The sequence below is a fragment of the Thalassolituus hydrocarboniclasticus genome (genome assembly GCF_025345565.1).
Classification (GTDB): Bacteria; Pseudomonadota; Gammaproteobacteria; order Pseudomonadales; family Oceanobacteraceae; genus Venatoribacter; species Venatoribacter hydrocarboniclasticus.
In genome coordinates this window covers 2,283,637-2,299,911 of record NZ_CP054475.1, presented here as the reverse complement: position 1 = coordinate 2,299,911, position 16,275 = coordinate 2,283,637, and the positions used below count along the sequence as shown (strand labels likewise).

Annotated in this window: 22 protein-coding genes; 11 read left to right on the top strand and 11 right to left on the bottom strand. The window is 54.1% G+C overall.

The features are described from left to right. Positions 1-18 precede the first annotated feature (18 nt). From HUF19_RS18360 to HUF19_RS10125, 3 genes are all read left to right on the top strand, one after another. Complete coding sequence (locus HUF19_RS18360; RefSeq protein WP_270049415.1) at positions 19-1,014, top strand: GGDEF domain-containing protein; 996 nt, start codon at positions 19-21, stop codon at positions 1,012-1,014. 63 nt (positions 1,015-1,077) lie between these two features. Then, positions 1,078-1,950: a polyphosphate kinase 2 gene (gene ppk2 / locus HUF19_RS10130; protein WP_260996545.1), complete on the top strand. Its 873-nt coding sequence runs from the start codon at positions 1,078-1,080 to the stop codon at positions 1,948-1,950. Positions 1,951-2,224: 274 nt separating this feature from the next. Beyond that, on the top strand, positions 2,225-2,446 hold the full coding sequence (locus tag HUF19_RS10125; RefSeq protein ID WP_260996544.1) for a phosphatase: 222 nt from the start codon (positions 2,225-2,227) through the stop codon (positions 2,444-2,446). A 56-nt stretch (positions 2,447-2,502) separates the two neighbouring features. Here HUF19_RS10125 and HUF19_RS10120 read toward each other — a convergent pair whose 3' ends face one another. From HUF19_RS10120 to HUF19_RS10100, 5 genes are all read right to left on the bottom strand, one after another. Further along, positions 2,503-3,075: a YceI family protein gene (locus HUF19_RS10120; RefSeq protein ID WP_260996543.1), complete on the bottom strand. Its 573-nt coding sequence runs from the start codon at positions 3,073-3,075 to the stop codon at positions 2,503-2,505. 71 nt (positions 3,076-3,146) lie between these two features. Further along, a complete protein-coding gene (locus tag HUF19_RS10115; RefSeq protein WP_260996542.1) occupies positions 3,147-3,629 on the bottom strand; it encodes a DUF2489 domain-containing protein in 483 nt (160 codons plus the stop codon). Positions 3,630-3,705: 76 nt separating this feature from the next. Further along, a complete protein-coding gene (locus HUF19_RS10110) occupies positions 3,706-3,891 on the bottom strand; it encodes a hypothetical protein (RefSeq protein ID WP_260996541.1) in 186 nt (61 codons plus the stop codon). 17 nt (positions 3,892-3,908) lie between these two features. Continuing rightward, on the bottom strand, positions 3,909-5,624 hold the full coding sequence (locus HUF19_RS10105; protein ID WP_260996540.1) for a SulP family inorganic anion transporter: 1,716 nt from the start codon (positions 5,622-5,624) through the stop codon (positions 3,909-3,911). Beyond that, positions 5,611-5,967 carry an ArsR/SmtB family transcription factor gene (locus tag HUF19_RS10100; RefSeq protein ID WP_260996539.1) on the bottom strand — a complete coding sequence of 119 codons (357 nt, stop codon included), beginning with the start codon at positions 5,965-5,967 and terminating at the stop codon, positions 5,611-5,613. Before HUF19_RS10100 ends, HUF19_RS10105 begins: the two co-directional genes overlap by 14 nt. A gap of 101 nt (positions 5,968-6,068) precedes the next feature. Here HUF19_RS10100 and HUF19_RS10095 point away from each other — a divergent pair, with 101 nt between their 5' ends. Together HUF19_RS10095 and HUF19_RS10090 are read left to right on the top strand one after the other, a co-directional pair. Next, positions 6,069-6,956: an MBL fold metallo-hydrolase gene (locus HUF19_RS10095; RefSeq protein WP_260996538.1), complete on the top strand. Its 888-nt coding sequence runs from the start codon at positions 6,069-6,071 to the stop codon at positions 6,954-6,956. A gap of 82 nt (positions 6,957-7,038) precedes the next feature. Continuing rightward, the gene (locus HUF19_RS10090) at positions 7,039-7,476 is read left to right on the top strand and encodes a DUF695 domain-containing protein (RefSeq protein ID WP_260996537.1); all 438 of its coding nucleotides are present in this window, start codon (positions 7,039-7,041) and stop codon (positions 7,474-7,476) included. Here the strand turns inward: HUF19_RS10090 and ylqF are convergent. Next, positions 7,439-8,323, bottom strand: coding sequence for a ribosome biogenesis GTPase YlqF (gene ylqF, locus HUF19_RS10085; protein WP_260996536.1), 885 nt, complete (start codon positions 8,321-8,323; stop codon positions 7,439-7,441). The genes HUF19_RS10090 and ylqF overlap by 38 nt on opposite strands. A 234-nt stretch (positions 8,324-8,557) precedes the next feature. Here ylqF and HUF19_RS10080 point away from each other — a divergent pair, with 234 nt between their 5' ends. Beyond that, positions 8,558-8,749: a hypothetical protein gene (locus tag HUF19_RS10080; protein WP_260996535.1), complete on the top strand. Its 192-nt coding sequence runs from the start codon at positions 8,558-8,560 to the stop codon at positions 8,747-8,749. Positions 8,750-8,846: 97 nt separating this feature from the next. Here the strand turns inward: HUF19_RS10080 and HUF19_RS10075 are convergent, their stop codons facing one another. Then, positions 8,847-9,470, bottom strand: a complete 624-nt coding sequence (locus HUF19_RS10075) for a hypothetical protein (protein ID WP_260996534.1) — start codon at positions 9,468-9,470, stop codon at positions 8,847-8,849. 122 nt (positions 9,471-9,592) lie between these two features. Here HUF19_RS10075 and HUF19_RS10070 point away from each other — a divergent pair, with 122 nt between their 5' ends. From HUF19_RS10070 to HUF19_RS10060, 3 genes are all read left to right on the top strand, one after another. Next, on the top strand, positions 9,593-9,889 hold the full coding sequence (locus tag HUF19_RS10070) for a BolA family protein (protein ID WP_260996533.1): 297 nt from the start codon (positions 9,593-9,595) through the stop codon (positions 9,887-9,889). Positions 9,890-10,047: 158 nt separating this feature from the next. Then, positions 10,048-10,710, top strand: coding sequence for an START domain-containing protein (locus tag HUF19_RS10065; RefSeq protein WP_260996532.1), 663 nt, complete (start codon positions 10,048-10,050; stop codon positions 10,708-10,710). A 113-nt stretch (positions 10,711-10,823) separates the two neighbouring features. Then, complete coding sequence (locus tag HUF19_RS10060; RefSeq protein WP_260996531.1) at positions 10,824-12,188, top strand: substrate-binding domain-containing protein; 1,365 nt, start codon at positions 10,824-10,826, stop codon at positions 12,186-12,188. Positions 12,189-12,263: 75 nt separating this feature from the next. Here the strand turns inward: HUF19_RS10060 and HUF19_RS10055 are convergent, their stop codons facing one another. Continuing rightward, positions 12,264-12,839, bottom strand: coding sequence for a YecA/YgfB family protein (locus tag HUF19_RS10055; RefSeq protein WP_260996530.1), 576 nt, complete (start codon positions 12,837-12,839; stop codon positions 12,264-12,266). A gap of 44 nt (positions 12,840-12,883) precedes the next feature. Here HUF19_RS10055 and HUF19_RS10050 point away from each other — a divergent pair, with 44 nt between their 5' ends. After that, positions 12,884-13,582, top strand: coding sequence for a M48 family metallopeptidase (locus HUF19_RS10050; protein WP_260996529.1), 699 nt, complete (start codon positions 12,884-12,886; stop codon positions 13,580-13,582). A gap of 6 nt (positions 13,583-13,588) precedes the next feature. On the opposite strand, the gene HUF19_RS10045 is transcribed toward HUF19_RS10050, so the two are convergent. The 3 genes from HUF19_RS10045 to HUF19_RS10035 are packed head-to-tail and all read right to left on the bottom strand — an operon-like array spanning position 13,589 to position 15,566. Then, positions 13,589-14,632 (bottom strand): polysaccharide deacetylase family protein, encoded by a 1,044-nt coding sequence (locus tag HUF19_RS10045; RefSeq protein ID WP_260996528.1) that lies wholly within the window; start codon positions 14,630-14,632, stop codon positions 13,589-13,591. Continuing rightward, the gene (locus HUF19_RS10040) at positions 14,629-15,249 is read right to left on the bottom strand and encodes a DNA-J related domain-containing protein (RefSeq protein WP_260996527.1); all 621 of its coding nucleotides are present in this window, start codon (positions 15,247-15,249) and stop codon (positions 14,629-14,631) included. Before HUF19_RS10040 ends, HUF19_RS10045 begins: the two co-directional genes overlap by 4 nt. Before the next feature lie 50 nt (positions 15,250-15,299). Then, positions 15,300-15,566, bottom strand: a complete 267-nt coding sequence (locus tag HUF19_RS10035) for a PGPGW domain-containing protein (protein WP_260996526.1) — start codon at positions 15,564-15,566, stop codon at positions 15,300-15,302. 136 nt (positions 15,567-15,702) lie between these two features. On the opposite strand from HUF19_RS10035, the gene greB reads away from it, so the two are divergent. Beyond that, a complete protein-coding gene (greB, locus tag HUF19_RS10030) occupies positions 15,703-16,251 on the top strand; it encodes a transcription elongation factor GreB (protein ID WP_260996525.1) in 549 nt (182 codons plus the stop codon). The last annotated feature ends 24 nt before the right edge of the window (positions 16,252-16,275 follow it).

The following is a 16,275-nucleotide window of genomic DNA, read 5'->3' as shown; positions in this document are numbered from 1 at the left end:
AAAAGGAGCTGTAACTGAGTGGATTTACAGGAATTACTGGATAACGCCCGGCGCAATGAAGCGCTGCTGCGTCGCCTGCAGGCGTTTGAGCTGCAGCTGCTGTCCTGCCAGACCTGGTTTGATTTTCTTACCCTGCTGCTTGATGGGCTGCCTGCTCAGTTTGATCTGGATGCTGCAACCCTCAAAGTGTGTGACCCCGACGGTGAGTTAAAAGCGGCGATGCTGCAGTCTCTCGATCTGGAGCAGGGGGTGCTGCTGAATCAGCTCGAGTTTCAGAGCCGCGTTCCTATTATTGATGCCGCTCCGATTGCCCCACCGCCTCCCTGGCAGAGTGGTCTGGCCTTACCTTTGCTGCGCAACGATGTGTATCTCGGGCAGCTGCGTCTGTATTCGACCAATCCGGCCCGTTTTCAGGGCGGTATGGCCACCGATTTTATGCAGCATCTGGCGGCGGTGATTGCCGCCTGTCTGATGATGGTTAAGCAATCGGAAGAGCAGGCAAGGCTGGCTCTGACCGACCCTTTGACCGGAGCTGAAAACCGCCGTGGTTTTGAGCGGGCTTATCAGCGAGAGTGGGCGCGGGGGCAGCGTCAGTACCATGTGTTTGCCATGATCCTGCTCGATCTTGATCACTTTAAGCGGGTAAACGATGTACATGGCCATGGCACTGGCGACCGTGCCTTAAAAGCGTTGTGCCGGACACTGAAAAGCGTGATGCGTCCGACCGATCATATCGGCCGTCTGGGCGGTGAAGAATTTGCGGTATTGCTGCCGGGCTGTCAGCCTGATCAACTGCATGCCGTGGTGAACAGGGTGCAGCAGGCTATCCGCCGGATGACGGTGTATAACGACCTGCAGCAGCCGGTACCGATGACGGCCTCGGGCAGTTTTGTTTCGCTGACGCCACGCCCGCATCAGAATCTTGAACTGGCACAGGTCATTGACCACCTCGACAGTTACCTTTATCAGGCCAAACGTAATGGCCGCGACTGCTTTGTCAGTGCCGAACAGTGACGGGTATCAAATGCCGGTTCGCTGCATCAGTTACAGTTTTGTTTTAAACCGACCGGAGGTGTCATGTCCGACTCTGCTTCTCACCCATATCCTCTGATACTTCCCGTGGATAAAACACCGGCCGATCAGCCTGCAGAAAAATCATCTCCGGCAGAAGCGGAAAAAACCCTGCATTTACCCTACGGCGAGCGCATGACCCGTGAACGCTACGAGCAGGAAAAGCAAAGCCTGCAGATTGAACTGTTAAAAATGCAGAGCTGGGTAAAAGAAACAGGGCAAAAGGTCGTTATTCTGTTTGAAGGGCGTGATGCGGCCGGTAAGGGCGGCACCATCAAGCGCTTTATGGAGCATATGAATCCGCGTGGCGCCCATGTCGTGGCGCTGGAAAAACCCAGCGACAGCGAACGTACCCAGTGGTATTTCCAGCGCTATGTGCAGCACCTGCCGGCGGCGGGGGAAATCGTTATGTTTGACCGCTCCTGGTATAACCGCGCGGGGGTTGAGCGGGTAATGGGCTTCTGCAGCAATACCGAATATATGGAATTTATGCGCGAGGTGCCGGAGCTTGAACGTATGCTCGTACGCTCGGGCATTCACCTGATTAAGTTCTGGTTCTCAGTCAGCCGTCAGGAGCAGTTGCGGCGTTTCCAGAGCCGTCAGATTGATCCGTTAAAACAGTGGAAACTCAGCCCGATTGATCTGGCATCGCTGGATAAATGGGATGATTACACTGAGGCCAAAGAAGCCATGTTTTATTACACCAATCATCTGGATGCGCCCTGGACGGTCGTGCGTTCGGACGACAAAAAACGCGCGCGGCTGAATGCCATGCGCCATGTGCTGAATCAGCTGGATTACACCAATAAATCGACCTCGCTTGATCTGACGCCCGATCCGCTGATTATTCAGCCCGCCACTCAGTCGATGGACTGCTAGGGCCTGTTAATACTCAGTGAATCCGGCCTGCTGAGCGCCAGTTTTTCTCAGAGCAAGGAGAGAGAAGTGATATTAGCGGGCTAAATGAATGACGAACGACGAAGTTAATGAGGAAAACTGGCCTCAGCCCGAAGGGTTATGGCTAAAAATCCCTCATCCTGCGTTGCTGTTCGTTCGCTTAACCCGTTAGGCCACACTCTCAGCGCCTTGTTTGAGAAATTTTTAGCCAATAACAGGCCTGTTTAATGAGTGTTAACAGGCCCTAGGACATAACATGCAGGACAGACCTCATCGTAAGCACGCACAGAGAATTGTGCAGAATTTTCGTAACGAACTGGCACAGGATTTGGCCGACAAGATTGGTGATTACCATTTCGGCAGTCTGGAGGTGTTGATTGAATCGGCACTGAATACCGCGGTGATGAGCGCAATGAACGATACCGTCACCGATATTGAACAATTACTGAAGCAGGCGCAGAAGCGCGCTAAAGGTTAAAGAGCTTAAAACAGGAGCAGAGAGCGGCATGCTGCTCTCTGCCTGTGATCAGGGAGTTACTCTGATTTACCAAAGGTCAGGGTGAAATTAACCGGTACCACTTCGGCAATGCGTTCCAGCTTGGCAATGTCACGCAGTTTCTGAATACCGGCGGTCAGGGCGAAGCTGTCGGCGTGTACCAGCACGGGTTTCAGACTGGTGATAACGACCTGCTTATTCTGTGCCGGTACGATCATTACCGGTACGCTGATTTCTTCTTCGCTGCCATGCAGCATCAGTTTACCTTTCAGGTCCAGTGTCTGACTGATACCGTCACGCGCTTTTTTCATGGCATCGGCCGGGATAACAGCGCTGAAGGTAGCGCTGCTGAAGCTGTTGGTTTCAAACAGGAACTCCTGCATGCGTTCATCGCGGATCGGAATGCCGGAGTCGATGCTGGTCAGATCAATGTTCAGTTCCGCCACACCCTGATCGCTCACTTTGCCGCTGATCTTGCGGAAGTGATGCACTTCGGTCAGGTGTGTGTTCTTGGTGGACAGGAAGGTCAGGGTGGACGGGGATTGAAGTGTCCAGTCGGCCTGTGTGAATGCACTGAATAACAGAGCTGATACGAGTAATACGTGACGCATGGTATTTTCCTTGTCTTGAGCAGATTCACATAGTCAATCTGCCGGGTTGTCGGCGGGTTGAAAAGCCGTGGTTACTGAATAAGAGTAACCGCCGGAAAAGAATAACTGACCAGCCAGCGCAGTTCGCGTTCAATCGCCGTTTTATTTTCGTTTTCCAGCGCCCAGCGTTGCTGGTCGAGTTTGAACTGCTCTTTGCGCGGCAGCTGTTTATAGGCATCCAGAATCGGCATGGATGATGTTGACTGATAATGGCTGCGTAGGGTGCACAGCTCATCCTGTTCCCATACGGCGGGGTCCAGCGCAGACATCAGGTATTGGATGCGTAACACGCCTTCGGTAATTTCGCACTGTTCGTCCAGCACGGAACGGGCGATAAAGCGGATATCCTGCAGTAATTCCAGCTGACGGTTACGCAGCTGCATGGCGGCCTGCGCCTCTTCTTCCTGCTGACGCTGTTCAACCGCCTTAACCTGACGGGTCAGGTGCCAGGCATAGCCGGCCAGCAGGGCGATAATTAACAGACCGAGAATAATCAGGCCGTAAGTCAGAATCATGGAAGGCTCCGTCACATAGCAGGTCGGGCATCATAGCCTGTCATGGTGGAGAAATTAACCTGCAGTTACTGGGGGATTAGCGACACAGGCGACAGCCGGAATCGCGGGTCGTGCCTTCGCGGTAGCGCACGCGCAAACGCGCCGCTCCCCGTTGTGGCTGAACCTGATAGAAACGGCCGTCGCTGCGCTGTTTGTCCGTATTATTAACGCTGCAATCTTTCATTGCTGGCGGTTCTGCGCTGATATCTGTTTTGTTAATCATCGTCTGCTCCGACAGGGTCAGCAGTGGCCAAGGGTGCGTAACGCTTCGCTGGCGGTGAAAAAGATCTGTCCGGGAGACAGTTCGTCCAGCAGGCTGGTTTTACCCAGCTGATCCATCACCGGACCTTTTACCTCGGCCAGATGCAGCTGAATATTGCGGGCGCGTAATTTGTTCAGCAAATGCTGCAGGGTTTCAAAACCGCTGAAGTCGATATGATTAATGGCGCTGCCGACCAGTACCACGTGGCGGATATCCTGGCTGCTCTGCAGACGCTCGCAGATGACATCTTCCAGATACTGACTGTTGGCAAAATACAGGTTCTCATCAATGCGGATCATCAGTACCTGCGGGCAGGTTGTCACCTGATGGCGTTTAACGTTACGGAAGTGATCGCTGTCTCCGACCCGGCCGATTTCGGCAATATGGGGTTCGCTGGAGCGGCGCAGGTACAGTGCCAGAGAGAGCACCATGCCCAGCAGAATACCGTCCACCGCGCCGGCCGCCAGAACGGCAATAAACGTGGTCAGCCAGACCAGGCCATCACCTTTCTGAAAGCGCCAGGCGCGACGGGCGTCAGAGAAGCTGATCAGTGGCAGAACTGCGCTGACAATAATCACCGCCAGTACGGCATAAGGCAGATCAACAAATAAGCGGCTGGCATACAGACAGACGAGGGCCACCAGTACGACGGTTACCACAGACGCCAGCTGCGTGCGGGCGCCGGCAGCGCGGTTAACCACGCTGCGGCCGAATCCGCCGGCTACCGGAAAGGCCTGACTGACCGCCGCGCCAAGGTTCGCCAATCCCAGAGCCAGCAGCTCCTGATTAGTACGCAGACGCGGTGCGTCCGCCGCTGGCTGCGGTGCAGTGTCTGATGTCGACACTGGCGTCAGAGCTTTCGCCACCGACAGACTGGACAGATAACCAATCAGAGCAATCACGGCGGCGGCCGGAACGAGAGCCTGCCACTGTTCAGGGGTGAGCGCTGGCCAAACCAGAGCTGGCAAACCTGTGGGCAGCTCCCCGATGGTCGCGATGGTGAATCCGCTGGCCTGTACTGCCACAATGCCCATGACGACGGCGGCCAGAGGACCGGCTTTATTCAGCAGGCTACTGAGCCAGGCGGGCAGGCGGCGGGTCGCTTTGGGCATCAGCCACTGCCAGCCATACAGCAGTGTCAGGGCGGCCGCTGCCATCAGCAGTGCAGCAGGCTGAGCCTCTGGGTAGTCGCGGCTGAGGTGGGTCAGGGTCTGCCATAATGAGCCGCTACCGGGCAGTGGAATCGCGGTGATGTATTTCAGCTGGCTGATCACAATCAGAATGGCGGTTGCGCTGGTAAAGGCGGAGATCACTGAGTGGCTGATAAAGGTTGTCCAGCGTCCCAGATTAATCAGATAGAACAGCAGCAGCCATAATCCGGTGAGCAGAGCCAGTGCGCTGGCCATATGCAGATAATCGGCACTGCCAGGAGTTGCCAGTGTATGCAGGGCTTCAAAGGTCATCAGAGAAATAACGGCTACCGGACCAACGGCTAACACCGGGCTGCTGCCCAACAGGGCATATACCAGTACCGGCAGCAGCGCAGCATAAAGTCCGGCCTGTGGTGGCATGCCGGCCAGCAGGGCGTAGGCCATCGCCTGCGGTGTAATCAAGGCAGCGACGACCAGACCGGCGGTGATATCCGGCATCAGCCAGTGGCGCTGGTAACCGGAGAAGGTGTTAGTCAGGCGCATGCGGACTGCTCTCCTTACGTGGCATTGGCGCGGTTGTTTCTGGCTGGATATCACAATAGAGGCTGTTCAGAACATTGATGATGCGTTCGGCTTTATCGTCACTGAGTTGATAGTAGACGTTCTGGGCGCTGCGGCGGGTATGCACCAGATGCTCGCTGCGCAGCCAGGCCAGATGCTGGGACAGGGCAGATTGGCTCAATGGCAGACGGCTGATCAGATCACTGACCGAAATTTCACCATGGCGCAGGCAGCAGAGAATGGTCAGCCGGTGTTCGTTGGCCAGAGCCTTAAGCAGGCGGACTGCATCCTGGCGGTGGTGATCAAGGGCGTCGTGGTTAATCATGATGTGTGTTCCGGGCTGCGCTCTTTAAAGTGTATATCAAATATTGCTAAATAAGAATATGCTAATATAATCACTTTAAATTTGTACCGCAGGAGGCCGTAATGACCCGTCAGCCAGGTGATGCCACAGAGATTGGTATCAGGACGTTCTTTCACGAAGATACCTTCACCTTTACCCATCTGTTGGTGGATAAAAGCACCAGCCGTGCGGCCATTATCGACCCGGTACTGGATTTTGATCAGAAGTCCGGGCGTACAGCGACAGCTTTTATTGATGGCATTCTCGCCGAGGTCCGGGAGCAGTCTCTGATTCTGGACTATGTACTGGAAACCCATGCCCATGCCGACCACCTGACTGCGGCGGATTACATCCGCAGCCAAAGCGGTGCGCGCATCGTTATCGGTGCCGCGATCTGTCAGGTACAGGGCACCTTTAAGAAGATCTTCAATGAGGGAGAAGGCTTTATCGCCGATGGCCATCAGTTTGACCTGTTGGTCAGCGAAGGCGATAGCCTGAAGCTCGGCGACAGTCACATTGATGTAATGGCCACTCCGGGTCACACCCCGGCCTGTGTCAGCTATCAGGTGAATCAGCGTGATGTGTTTGTCGGCGATACCCTGTTTATGCCGGATGTCGGTACGGCCCGCTGTGATTTTCCCGGTGGTGATGCGGCGACTTTATATAAGTCGGTACAGCGTTTACTGGCCTTACCGGAAGAGACTGTGCTGCATTTATGCCATGACTATCCGCCGTCTGAGCGGCCGGTTTGCTCGGCCGTAACCGTTGCCGAGCAGCGGGCGGCAAATATCCATGTAAAAGCCGGTATCAGTGAAGCTTCCTTTATTACAATGCGCACGGAACGTGATGCCGGGCTGGATATGCCGCGCCTGATTCTGCCATCGCTGCAGGTGAATATCCGCGCCGGGGCGTTTCCGCAGGCCGAAGATAATGGTGTGTCTTACCTGAAACTGCCGTTAAACCTGCTCTGATGGGGTATGCATGGCAATGACTTTTTGGCATTTGCACCGATTTCTATTAGTCTGAATGCAACCAAACAAAAAGGAATAAGCCATGCTGGCGAACAACCGTTGGGTCAGGGCTACCGGTAGTCTGAATGACAAGCCCATCAGTATTCAGTACCGCGAAGACTGGGAGCTTGCCCGCCAATCGGAAAGCTATCCGTTGTGCGTGCAGATTGCCTGGAACGCCGGCAGCGTCGATGACAGCACCGGCTTTCCCGGTCTGGCCGAACAAAGCAAAATACTGACCTTCGGTGAGCACCTGCAGCAACATCTTGAACCGGCAGAAAATGCACTGGTCACCATGGTGATTACCCACGACGGGGTGTGCCAGTGGATTATCTACTGCAAAGATATTGAACTGTTAAAAGAAGGCCTTGACCGTATTCCCACCGGCGCGGGTTTGTACCCGATCGAGGTGGTGGCCGATGAAGACCCACAGTGGCAGACCTTTACGCAGGTGTATCAGGCGATTCGTCCAGAAGCCTGAGCGCCTCCAGCCGGCGTTCTTCAATCTCCGCCAGCTCCGCTTCGACAATGGCCGGGTTTTCCAGCGTGATCCGGCCTATTTTCCCCGCCCGCAGTTCATGCAGACATAATTCCGCCGCTTTATGCAGATCGGCAATACCGCCGGGCTTCAGGCAACCGCGCTTGGCAGCAATGGTGTTCAGTGCATCGGCTGCGCTGGCCGGTAATTCTTTAAAGCGGAAACGGGCTGACAACTCGGTGGCGTACTGATCAAGCAGGTAACCCAGGGCATAGGTGGCAACGTCGGTGTATTCCATCGCCGTGTCTTTGACGGCACCACTGGCCGCCAGACGATAGCCGCTGTGTTCGTTCTCAAACTTGGGCCAGAGAATCCCCGGAGTGTCGGACAGCACGATGCCGTTTTTCAGATCGATCATCTGGTTGGCTTTGGTCACCGCCGGCTCGTTACCGGTTTTGGCGATATAGCGTCCGGCCAGTGCGTTGATCAGGGTGGACTTGCCGACATTGGGAATGCCCATAATCATAACCCGCACGGAGAGCTTTTTCTCTAGCCGTGCTGCTCCCAGTTTTTTACACAGCGCAATCAGCTTTTTAACCTGATTGCGGTCTTCCGCAACCAGCGGAATGGCCTGGGTATTGTGCTGCTTGCCAAAGTAATCGACCCATTGCTGAGTGACCTTAGGGTCTGCCAGATCGGCCTTATTCAGTACTTTGATGCAGGTTTTATCACGACGCAGCTCATCAACCATCGGGTTGGTGCTGGAGTAGGGCAGGCGGGCGTCAAGAACTTCGACCACGATATCGATGTCCGGCATCGCTTCGCTGATTTTCTTGCGGGCTTTGTTCATGTGCCCTGGGAACCATTGAATTGCCATAGTGACGCTTTCCAATTGACGAGTGATTAAAAGGGCGGCACATTGTAAAGCAAGGCCAGTGGAGAGCAACTGCTCACTTGTACGCAGTGGCCTGAGTATGACCGATTACTGCGTTACCGGTGAAAAATCTCCGACACTGGACTGTCATAATTGCGGGTTACTTTAACCCCATTCGGCAAGGTGAAATTGATCGGATTGGAGACAACTATGGATGTCTTACCAGAAGATTTTGCCCGGAGTGCCAAGAAGCAGGGGCGGCAGGCCTCGGCAACGGTGTCCGGTCGGCGGCGGGCAGGCTTTCTGCTCGGTAATAAGTTTGTTTTTTCAGATCAGGCCGAGGTGGTCTGGGTGGAAGCGGGACCGGGCGAGTTTCGCGAGCTGCGTCTGTGGCGTAAATAGCTGCCCTGATTGATGCTTTCGTCCTGACCCGGATGGTGTCGGACAGGATTATCTAACGTACACCAGAGCTGCTGGGCAGCTCTGGTTTCTGTACTGATCAGCTGCCGAACATCGACATTGGCTGATTTTCTTCTTTCTGTTCGACCGTTTCTTCTGCGCTCTGATCAGAGCTTTCCTGCTCAGTTGTCATGCTTTCGGCCGGAGTGCTGTCGTTCTGTGCCGCCATTGGCTGATTACTGGTCTGAGCGTCAGCCTGTGCGGCTTCATCATCAGCATCCGAATCATCGTTATCGGTACTGTTGTTTTGCGCACGGTTACCGGATTCCTGCATTTTGGCTTTTTTGCGTTCGATCTTGGTGATCTGACGGTCATGGTTGGCCCAGACACCGGTTTTAATCTCAACGCTGTGAATGCCATTTTCTTCGGCGATTTCATCGGCCAGCGAGCGGGCAGCTTCGTCGGCATCACGGGCCAGCAGTTTGCGTTCGCCGGCATCAAGGCGGGCAAACAGATCGATCAGTGCGTTGGACAGCACTTCCTGAGCAATTTCATCGCGGTTTTTACGGAAGCGGCGGGCAATAACGTTAAGCATGGCCAGATCGTTGGCGTCCAGGCGCATGGTGAAGGCGGCCAGAGTCTGTTCGCGTTCACGTTTTGCTTTCTCTTCTTCGTAGTAACGGTCAACAAGAGATTGGGTGCTGGTGGTATCGATATCCTGCATGATTAGCTTCCGTCTGGTGGTTCAAATTCAGTCCGGTACTGTATATGTTTACATAGGTTTTGTGCAACTGTCGGTGGTTGTTTTATAGTAGCCATTATTGTCATTTTTCTTATGGGCTGATTATGAACACTGCTGATTCCATCGCTGCTAAACTCGCCGTTTTATCTCCTCTGCACCTCGATATCCTGAACGAAAGCCACATGCATGCCGGGCCTGCGACCGAATCACATTTCAAGCTGGTTGTGGTCAGTGCGGAGTTTGATGGTAAGCGCCCGGTGGCCCGCCATCAGCGTGTGTATCAGTTGCTGGCTGAAGAACTGGCCGGGCCGGTACACGCTCTGGCTTTGCATCTTTATTCTCCGCAGGAATGGCAGGATGCGACCGTTCCGCCATCCCCTCAGTGTCAGGGCGGTCATTGACCGCAGCTGGCCACAGGGCATCATGTCCTTCTACTCAGTTCCTGTTTTTGCAGCATTTCTGCCGACACCAGGCCGCTATTTTGGCTGAAGTACACCTACTGGGACCATAAAACTGCAGGCATGCTCCGCCTGTAATGATAAATAGCAGGATCTTGTTTATGTGTTTGGCCGTTCGTTTGCTGGTGATGATGTCTCTGATGATGGCGCAGGTTTGCCTGGCCGGCTGGGAGTTAGCCAAAGAAGACGATAAGCGTCAGATCCGTGTGTTCACCCGTGAAGCTGAGCAGTCTGACCTGCGTGAGTTCCGGGGGGAAATGCGTTTACAGACTACCTTGTCGGCACTGGTCGCATTGATCGAAGATAATAAATCCGGCCCAGAGTGGATTCACCACTGCCGTGCCCTTGAAGTCATTGAGCAGATTTCTGAGCATGAACGCTTGTTTTACATGGTTACTGAAGCTCCGTGGCCAGTAAAAGACCGTGATAGCGTTGTTTACAGTGTCCTTAGTCAGGATGAAGTGAGCGGAACGGTACATATTGATATGCAGGTGCGTAACGACGTATTTCCTGCCAGTGATGATCTGGTACGCATCAAGGATATGAAAGGATTCTGGGAGTTCCGCCCTGAGGACGATGGCTGGGTGACCGTGATCTATCAGGTTCACGCCGATCCTGCGGGCGGAATTCCTGCCTGGCTGGCGAACAGTATGGTGGTGGATTCACCATACTACACCTTGAAAAATATGCGCAAAATGGTGGCTAAAGAGCCTTATCTCAGCTCCCGGCCGTCCCATATTCACGATATTGCTACCGGGCAGTAACCGTTTTTGTTGGATGTTGCTGGTGGCTGTTCTGCAACTCCTGCTATTTGTCATCGCATTGTCATAAAAGCGTCATACAATCGCGCCCAAATTTAAACTCAGAAGTAACTCCTATGAATTTCTGGCGCAATTTCTCTCTTTCAGTACTGACTTTTATTTTTGCTGCAGCGGTTAATGCCGGGCAGGTTGCTCCTTTTACAGGGTTACCTGTTGATGGTGAAATTAACCTTTTCTCTGTACAGGGGTCGAACACCATCGGTGCCGAACTTGCCCCTAATCTGGTAAAAGCCTGGTTGCAGGAAAAGGGCGCTGAAAATATTGAGGTGCAAAACTCAGGCATTGAAAATGAGGTCGACGTCAGCGGTTTTTACCCGGCGACCCGTACCCGTGTAACGGTAAAAATTGCAGCACACGGCTCCGGTACCGGTTTTAAAGGCCTGGCAGCAGGCCGTGCCGATATTGCTGCGGCATCCCGCCCGATTAAAGATAAAGAATTCAACCTGCTGCAGCCGCTGGCGAATATGCGCAGCCCGGGCAGCGAGCATATTATTGGTATTGACGGCCTGGCAATTATTGTTCATCCCGATAATCCGGTCAGCGATCTGAGCGTTGAAGAAATTGCGGAAATATTTTCCGGCGGTTACAGCGACTGGTCAGAGGTCGGTGGTAAACCCGGCCCGATTCATGTGTATGCCCGTGATGACAAGTCCGGCACCTGGGACAGCTTCAGCGGCATGGTATTAGGCGACCGTACGTTACTCGCCGGTGCCGAACGCTTTGAATCCAACGCAGAATTATCCGATCGGGTTGCAGCAGATGCCGCCGGTATTGGTTTTGTCGGGCTGTCTTCCGTGCGCTCAGCACGCCTTTTGTCGGTATCCGATGGCAGCGCTAAGTCGTTACTGCCGAATAAACTGACGGTAGCAACTGAAGACTATGCTCTGGCACGTCGTCTCTTTATGTACACCGACGACGAACCTGCTAATGAGTATGTAAAAGAATTTATTGATTTCGCGTTACAGGATGCAGGCCAGAAAATCGTTGCCGATACCGGCTTTATTTCACAGGAATTAAAAGCCGTTATTCCGGAGTTTTACGATGAATTGCCTGAAGATTTCCGTCAGCTGACTTCCGATGCCAAGCGTCTGACCATTAACTTCCGCTTTCAGGAAGGCAGTGCCAAGCTGGATAACAAAGCCCTGAAGGATCTGGAGCGTCTGGCTGATTTTCTGCACGCTAACGGTTCGGCTGAAGTTGTGCTGATTGGTTTTGGTGATAAAAAGAAAACCGAAAAACGGTCGCAATTATTGTCCAAATTGCGCGCAATGGCCGTACGTCGTGAGCTGGTACGTTACGGTATTTATCCGAAAAATTCCGTTGGTTACGGTGAAAACCTGCCGGTTGCTTCCGTTAATGGTATGGAAGGACGTAATAAAAACCGCCGGGTGGAAGTCTGGGTGCGTAAAGCCGGTGCCTGATGCCCTGGTTATTCAGACACATAAAAAAAGCCCGGTTAAATCCGGGCTTTTTTATACCTGCTCTTGAGCGCCGGATTAATTCTCGGCGTGCAGCAGCAGATACAGCTCAACAACGGCCGCAGGAATATTGCTGCACATCTGATTCGACAGGTCGATGTCGTCGTCGATGTCTTCCATTTCCGGCTCGTCCATAAACAGACCCGAGGCATACATGATCGGGAACAGGTGCTGGGCAACGGTTTCTTCATCGCGCGCGTACCACTGTTCTTCCTGCAGCAGGACACCGGTCATAAAGCCCATGGCCCAGCTTTCCAGTGGTGGCTCTTCTTCTTCGTCAACCAGTGTCAGGTCGGCCGGAACCGGGAAATCCTGGCCGGAGTCGAGCCATGCCTGAATCTCTTTAGCGAGCTTCAGGAACAGGGCATTTACCTGTTCTTTCTCCGCTTTGCTGAAACCCAGCTGTTCATCAAAGGCGCAGTCCCACACCTGTTGAACACTGAACTCTACCGGGCCTGCGATTAACGCGGTAATCAGGCCGTGTACGGCGAAAAAATCGAAACTGTCCTGGCGTTCGGCTTCGTCTTCGAGCAGTACGCCCAGGGTTTCCAGTTCGTCTTCATTAAGGGATGGGATACTATTGAGGTCGGACATACGCTACTCCTGAATTTGGCGCTAATCCTAACAGGCTTGAGACCGTGCGGAAATCTTACAAACAACAATTCTGGCTGACTGTTGGCGGCGAGCAGGTCGCTGTACATCTCTCAGCGATGCGGCGTAAGAGCATGCGTATGCTGGTGAATGCCGAGGGTGAGGTAGATCTGCGCATCCCGCTGGGTTATCCGAAGGCGGAGGTGCTGGCGTTTGTGAATGCCAATCATGACTGGCTGCTGAAGCGTCGCAGCGAGGTGCTGGCACGACAGCAGGAAGCCCGGCAAAGTGTCCTGATCCGCGGGCGCGAATTACCGTTTAAAAGCAGTGCGCTGGATGAGTTTATGGTCGCCGAACAGGCGGTCTGGGTACCCGAGGGCTGGACGCCGGCGCAGACGCAGCAGGCACTGGATAACTGGCTGCGCGGGCAGGCACGGCATGAATATCCGCAGATGATCGAACGCTGGTGGCCGTTCTTCAGCCAGTTTGATGTGCGCCGCCCGCAGCTGCGCATTAAAAAGATGCGTACCCGCTGGGGCAGTCTGTCGCAGCGCGGTTATATCAATCTGAGTCTGGCGTTAATGCAGCTGCCAACGGAGCTGATGGAGTTGGTGGTGGTGCATGAGTTGTGTCATCTGCGCCACTTTGATCATGGCGCGGGCTTTAAAGCGCTGATGACTCAGTGTCTGCCGGACTGGAAGCAACGCGAGCAACTGTTAAATCAGTTGTCGCGCCGTTTGCTCTAGGGCCTGTCAGCGCGATTTCACTGCGCTGTTAATCCATAACTGCGAATACCAGTAATACCAGCCCGGATGACGTACGCTGGGGGCGGTACAGTTGTAACGGCTGCGGCCACCGCGGATCGCTTTTTCTGCACGGGCAACCAGATTGACCATGCCATTGGTTGCTTCGGTTTGTGTGCTGATTGCGCCTTCACCGCTGGCAAAACACTGGATCTGGCGCGGACGCAAATCCACTTCTGGGAAATGAATGGCCAGGGTTGGCGGATTCTCTGCGGCCAGCACGGGTTCGATCAGCTGGGTTGGCGGCACCGGCAGGGCAAGGGTATACAGCTTGGTTTTCAGAGTTTTGACGTTGGCATAAATACCGGAGGCCGGGAAGCGCGGCAGAGCCTGCGGATGAGACATGGGGCCTACCGGTCCGGATTGCTGACCAAAAGCAAGGTAACCGTTCGCTGCCAGCCAATCGATAATCTCCAGATCAAATTCGCCATAAGGGTAGGCCAGCAGTTTATGACTGGTGCCCAGCTCTTTTTGCAGACGCGCTTCCGGCTTGGCCACTTCCTGTGTCAGCCAGGCATCCAGTGTCATGCCATCCGGGCGCTCAATCAGATAAGGATGATCCGCACTGTGGTTGGCAATCAGAGCGCCGTTATCCTGCAGTTCTTTCAGCTGCTGCCAGTCCATCACTACGCCATGCTGTTCATCTACGGCATTGGTATTTACAAATACGGTAAACGGCCACTGACGCTGTTTCAGCAATGGATAAGCGTTTTCATACACCGAGCGGTAGGCATCATCGAAAGTAATGGCGACGGATTTTTCCGGTAAGGACTCACCTGCGCGAATCTTGGCCAGCGCCTGGCCAAGATCAATCACATGCATATTTTCCTGCTCCAGCAACTGCAGATGGCTGGCAAAACCTTCCGGACTGATACTGGTCGACGCGGGAGTGTCGGTCGACACATGGTGATATTGCAGTATCACCAGCTGAGCGCGTACCGAGGCAGAGAAAAGCAGCGTGAAGAGAATGAGCGGAAAAGAAAATTTAATCATGAATACCGGTGCTTGAGTCGTTGAAAGGCAGCCTGAATGGTGCGGAAGCGGTTTTCATCACCGCCGCGGTCGGGATGGTGTTGCATCGCCAGGCGACGATATTGTAATCGAATCTCTGCCCCTGTCACGGGCTTACTGAGTTCCAGTTCAGCAATGTCCTGATCCTCCTGTTCCGGCTGCAGCATCTTCTGCCAGAAGCTGCGCAGCAGATCATCCACCTCTTCCTGAGCGGTATTCAGCTGGCTGAGGTCGAGGTAATACTGTGCCAGCGGACTATGTTCTGTCAGTCCACGGTTGTGGGCGTTATCTGGCCAGGGTGAGCGGCAAATTCTGAGTGCGCTGATGTCCAGCAGGGCAGTTTGTTCAGCAGCCCATTGCTGCTGCAGGCGGTAGAGGCAATGCATCAGAATAAAATGGCTGCGAAACATGGTGAGTGAATCGCGCAGGGCATCGGCGCGGAAGACTCCCTGTTCGGGCGCCTGCAGCCAGCACAGCACATCGTATTCAGTGTGGCTCTGGCCGTCGGCCAGATACAGGTTCAGCAGTTCGAGCAGAGGAGCGAAGTCATCGGTGGCGCTGTCACTGGCCGCCAGAGGAGAGAGGGCATCTGAGTTCATGCTCTTATGCTAGCACAGAGGGCTTTATTGGGGGCTTTATAGTGGGCTGCTCAGGGCTGGTCAGGATCGGTATCTTCAATCAGCTGGCGGGCGAATGCAGGCAGGCGGTGTTTGATGCTGTTCAGTTTGTGCGAAAACACGCGGTAGCGCCGGCGCAGAAACTGCAGAAATGTGCGCACCCTGGGGATCGTCGATACCAGCATAGACAGACCAAGGATGATCAGGATAATGCCAAGGGGAATCGGCATTGGCGTAATAATAATGCCCAGCAGCAACAGCAGAACACCGGTCACCATTTTAACGCTGCGTCTGATCATGCTGTGCCATCACCCGGTTTTTTATGCCGGAATTAACCGGTTCGTCAGGCAGCTGTCTCTGTGCTGCCGCAGCGCCGTTATTGCAGCCTGCCACGACTCTGTTGCGGATATATGAAATTTTTATACGGGCCAAGGTATGAGTGAACAGGAAAAAAAGCCGCTGCCGAAACGCAGCCATCTGATAACCCCTGAGGGGGAGCAGGCCTTACGCCGGGAATACGATTACCTGTGGCGCACTGAGCGTCCGAAAGTGACGCAGGAGGTCTCTGATGCTGCCAAGCTCGGTGACCGCTCTGAAAATGCCGAATACATCTACGGTAAACGCCGATTACGCCAGATCGACAGTCGCGTCCGTTTCCTGCTGAAGCGTCTGGAGATTCTGACGGTGGTTGACCGGCTGCCGGCCGATCCGCAGAAAGTTTTTTTCGGTGCCTGGCTGGAGCTTGAAGACGATGACGGTGAAATCCATCGCTACCGTCTGGTGGGCGAGGATGAAATTGACCTCAAGCGCGGCTATATCAGCGTTGATGCGCCGCTGGCACGAGGCTTACTGGGTAAGCGGGTCGATGATGAAGTGACCGTGCGCCTGCCGAAAGGAGAGGAAACCTTTTACATCCTTAGCGTGTGTTATCAGCGTCCTGCATGGGATGCCGGCGGCAGTAATCAGGCGGTATTTTCGGCCTGACAGGCAAATGACCACAACAAGCGC

What these genes read in the sequence shown, in the direction of transcription:
- HUF19_RS10100 (WP_260996539.1), bottom strand. Translation starts at nt 5,967, where the DNA reads ATGATTAACCACGACGCCCTTGATCACCACCGCCAGGATGCAGTCCGC.
- HUF19_RS10035 (WP_260996526.1), bottom strand. Translation starts at nt 15,566, where the DNA reads ATGATCAGACGCAGCGTTAAAATGGTGACCGGTGTTCTGCTGTTGCTG.
- HUF19_RS10040 (WP_260996527.1), bottom strand. Translation starts at nt 15,249, where the DNA reads ATGAACTCAGATGCCCTCTCTCCTCTGGCGGCCAGTGACAGCGCCACC.
- greB (WP_260996525.1), top strand. Translation starts at nt 15,703, where the DNA reads ATGAGTGAACAGGAAAAAAAGCCGCTGCCGAAACGCAGCCATCTGATA.
- ylqF (WP_260996536.1), bottom strand. Translation starts at nt 8,323, where the DNA reads ATGAACAAAGCCCGCAAGAAAATCAGCGAAGCGATGCCGGACATCGAT.
- HUF19_RS10105 (WP_260996540.1), bottom strand. Translation starts at nt 5,624, where the DNA reads ATGCGCCTGACTAACACCTTCTCCGGTTACCAGCGCCACTGGCTGATG.
- ppk2 (WP_260996545.1), top strand. Translation starts at nt 1,078, where the DNA reads ATGTCCGACTCTGCTTCTCACCCATATCCTCTGATACTTCCCGTGGAT.
- HUF19_RS10115 (WP_260996542.1), bottom strand. Translation starts at nt 3,629, where the DNA reads ATGATTCTGACTTACGGCCTGATTATTCTCGGTCTGTTAATTATCGCC.
- HUF19_RS10060 (WP_260996531.1), top strand. Translation starts at nt 10,824, where the DNA reads ATGAATTTCTGGCGCAATTTCTCTCTTTCAGTACTGACTTTTATTTTT.
- HUF19_RS10120 (WP_260996543.1), bottom strand. Translation starts at nt 3,075, where the DNA reads ATGCGTCACGTATTACTCGTATCAGCTCTGTTATTCAGTGCATTCACA.
- HUF19_RS10125 (WP_260996544.1), top strand. Translation starts at nt 2,225, where the DNA reads ATGCAGGACAGACCTCATCGTAAGCACGCACAGAGAATTGTGCAGAAT.
- HUF19_RS10080 (WP_260996535.1), top strand. Translation starts at nt 8,558, where the DNA reads ATGGATGTCTTACCAGAAGATTTTGCCCGGAGTGCCAAGAAGCAGGGG.
- HUF19_RS10045 (WP_260996528.1), bottom strand. Translation starts at nt 14,632, where the DNA reads ATGATTAAATTTTCTTTTCCGCTCATTCTCTTCACGCTGCTTTTCTCT.
- HUF19_RS10110 (WP_260996541.1), bottom strand. Translation starts at nt 3,891, where the DNA reads ATGATTAACAAAACAGATATCAGCGCAGAACCGCCAGCAATGAAAGAT.
- HUF19_RS10075 (WP_260996534.1), bottom strand. Translation starts at nt 9,470, where the DNA reads ATGCAGGATATCGATACCACCAGCACCCAATCTCTTGTTGACCGTTAC.
- HUF19_RS10070 (WP_260996533.1), top strand. Translation starts at nt 9,593, where the DNA reads ATGAACACTGCTGATTCCATCGCTGCTAAACTCGCCGTTTTATCTCCT.
- HUF19_RS10055 (WP_260996530.1), bottom strand. Translation starts at nt 12,839, where the DNA reads ATGTCCGACCTCAATAGTATCCCATCCCTTAATGAAGACGAACTGGAA.
- HUF19_RS10090 (WP_260996537.1), top strand. Translation starts at nt 7,039, where the DNA reads ATGCTGGCGAACAACCGTTGGGTCAGGGCTACCGGTAGTCTGAATGAC.
- HUF19_RS10095 (WP_260996538.1), top strand. Translation starts at nt 6,069, where the DNA reads ATGACCCGTCAGCCAGGTGATGCCACAGAGATTGGTATCAGGACGTTC.
- HUF19_RS10065 (WP_260996532.1), top strand. Translation starts at nt 10,048, where the DNA reads ATGTGTTTGGCCGTTCGTTTGCTGGTGATGATGTCTCTGATGATGGCG.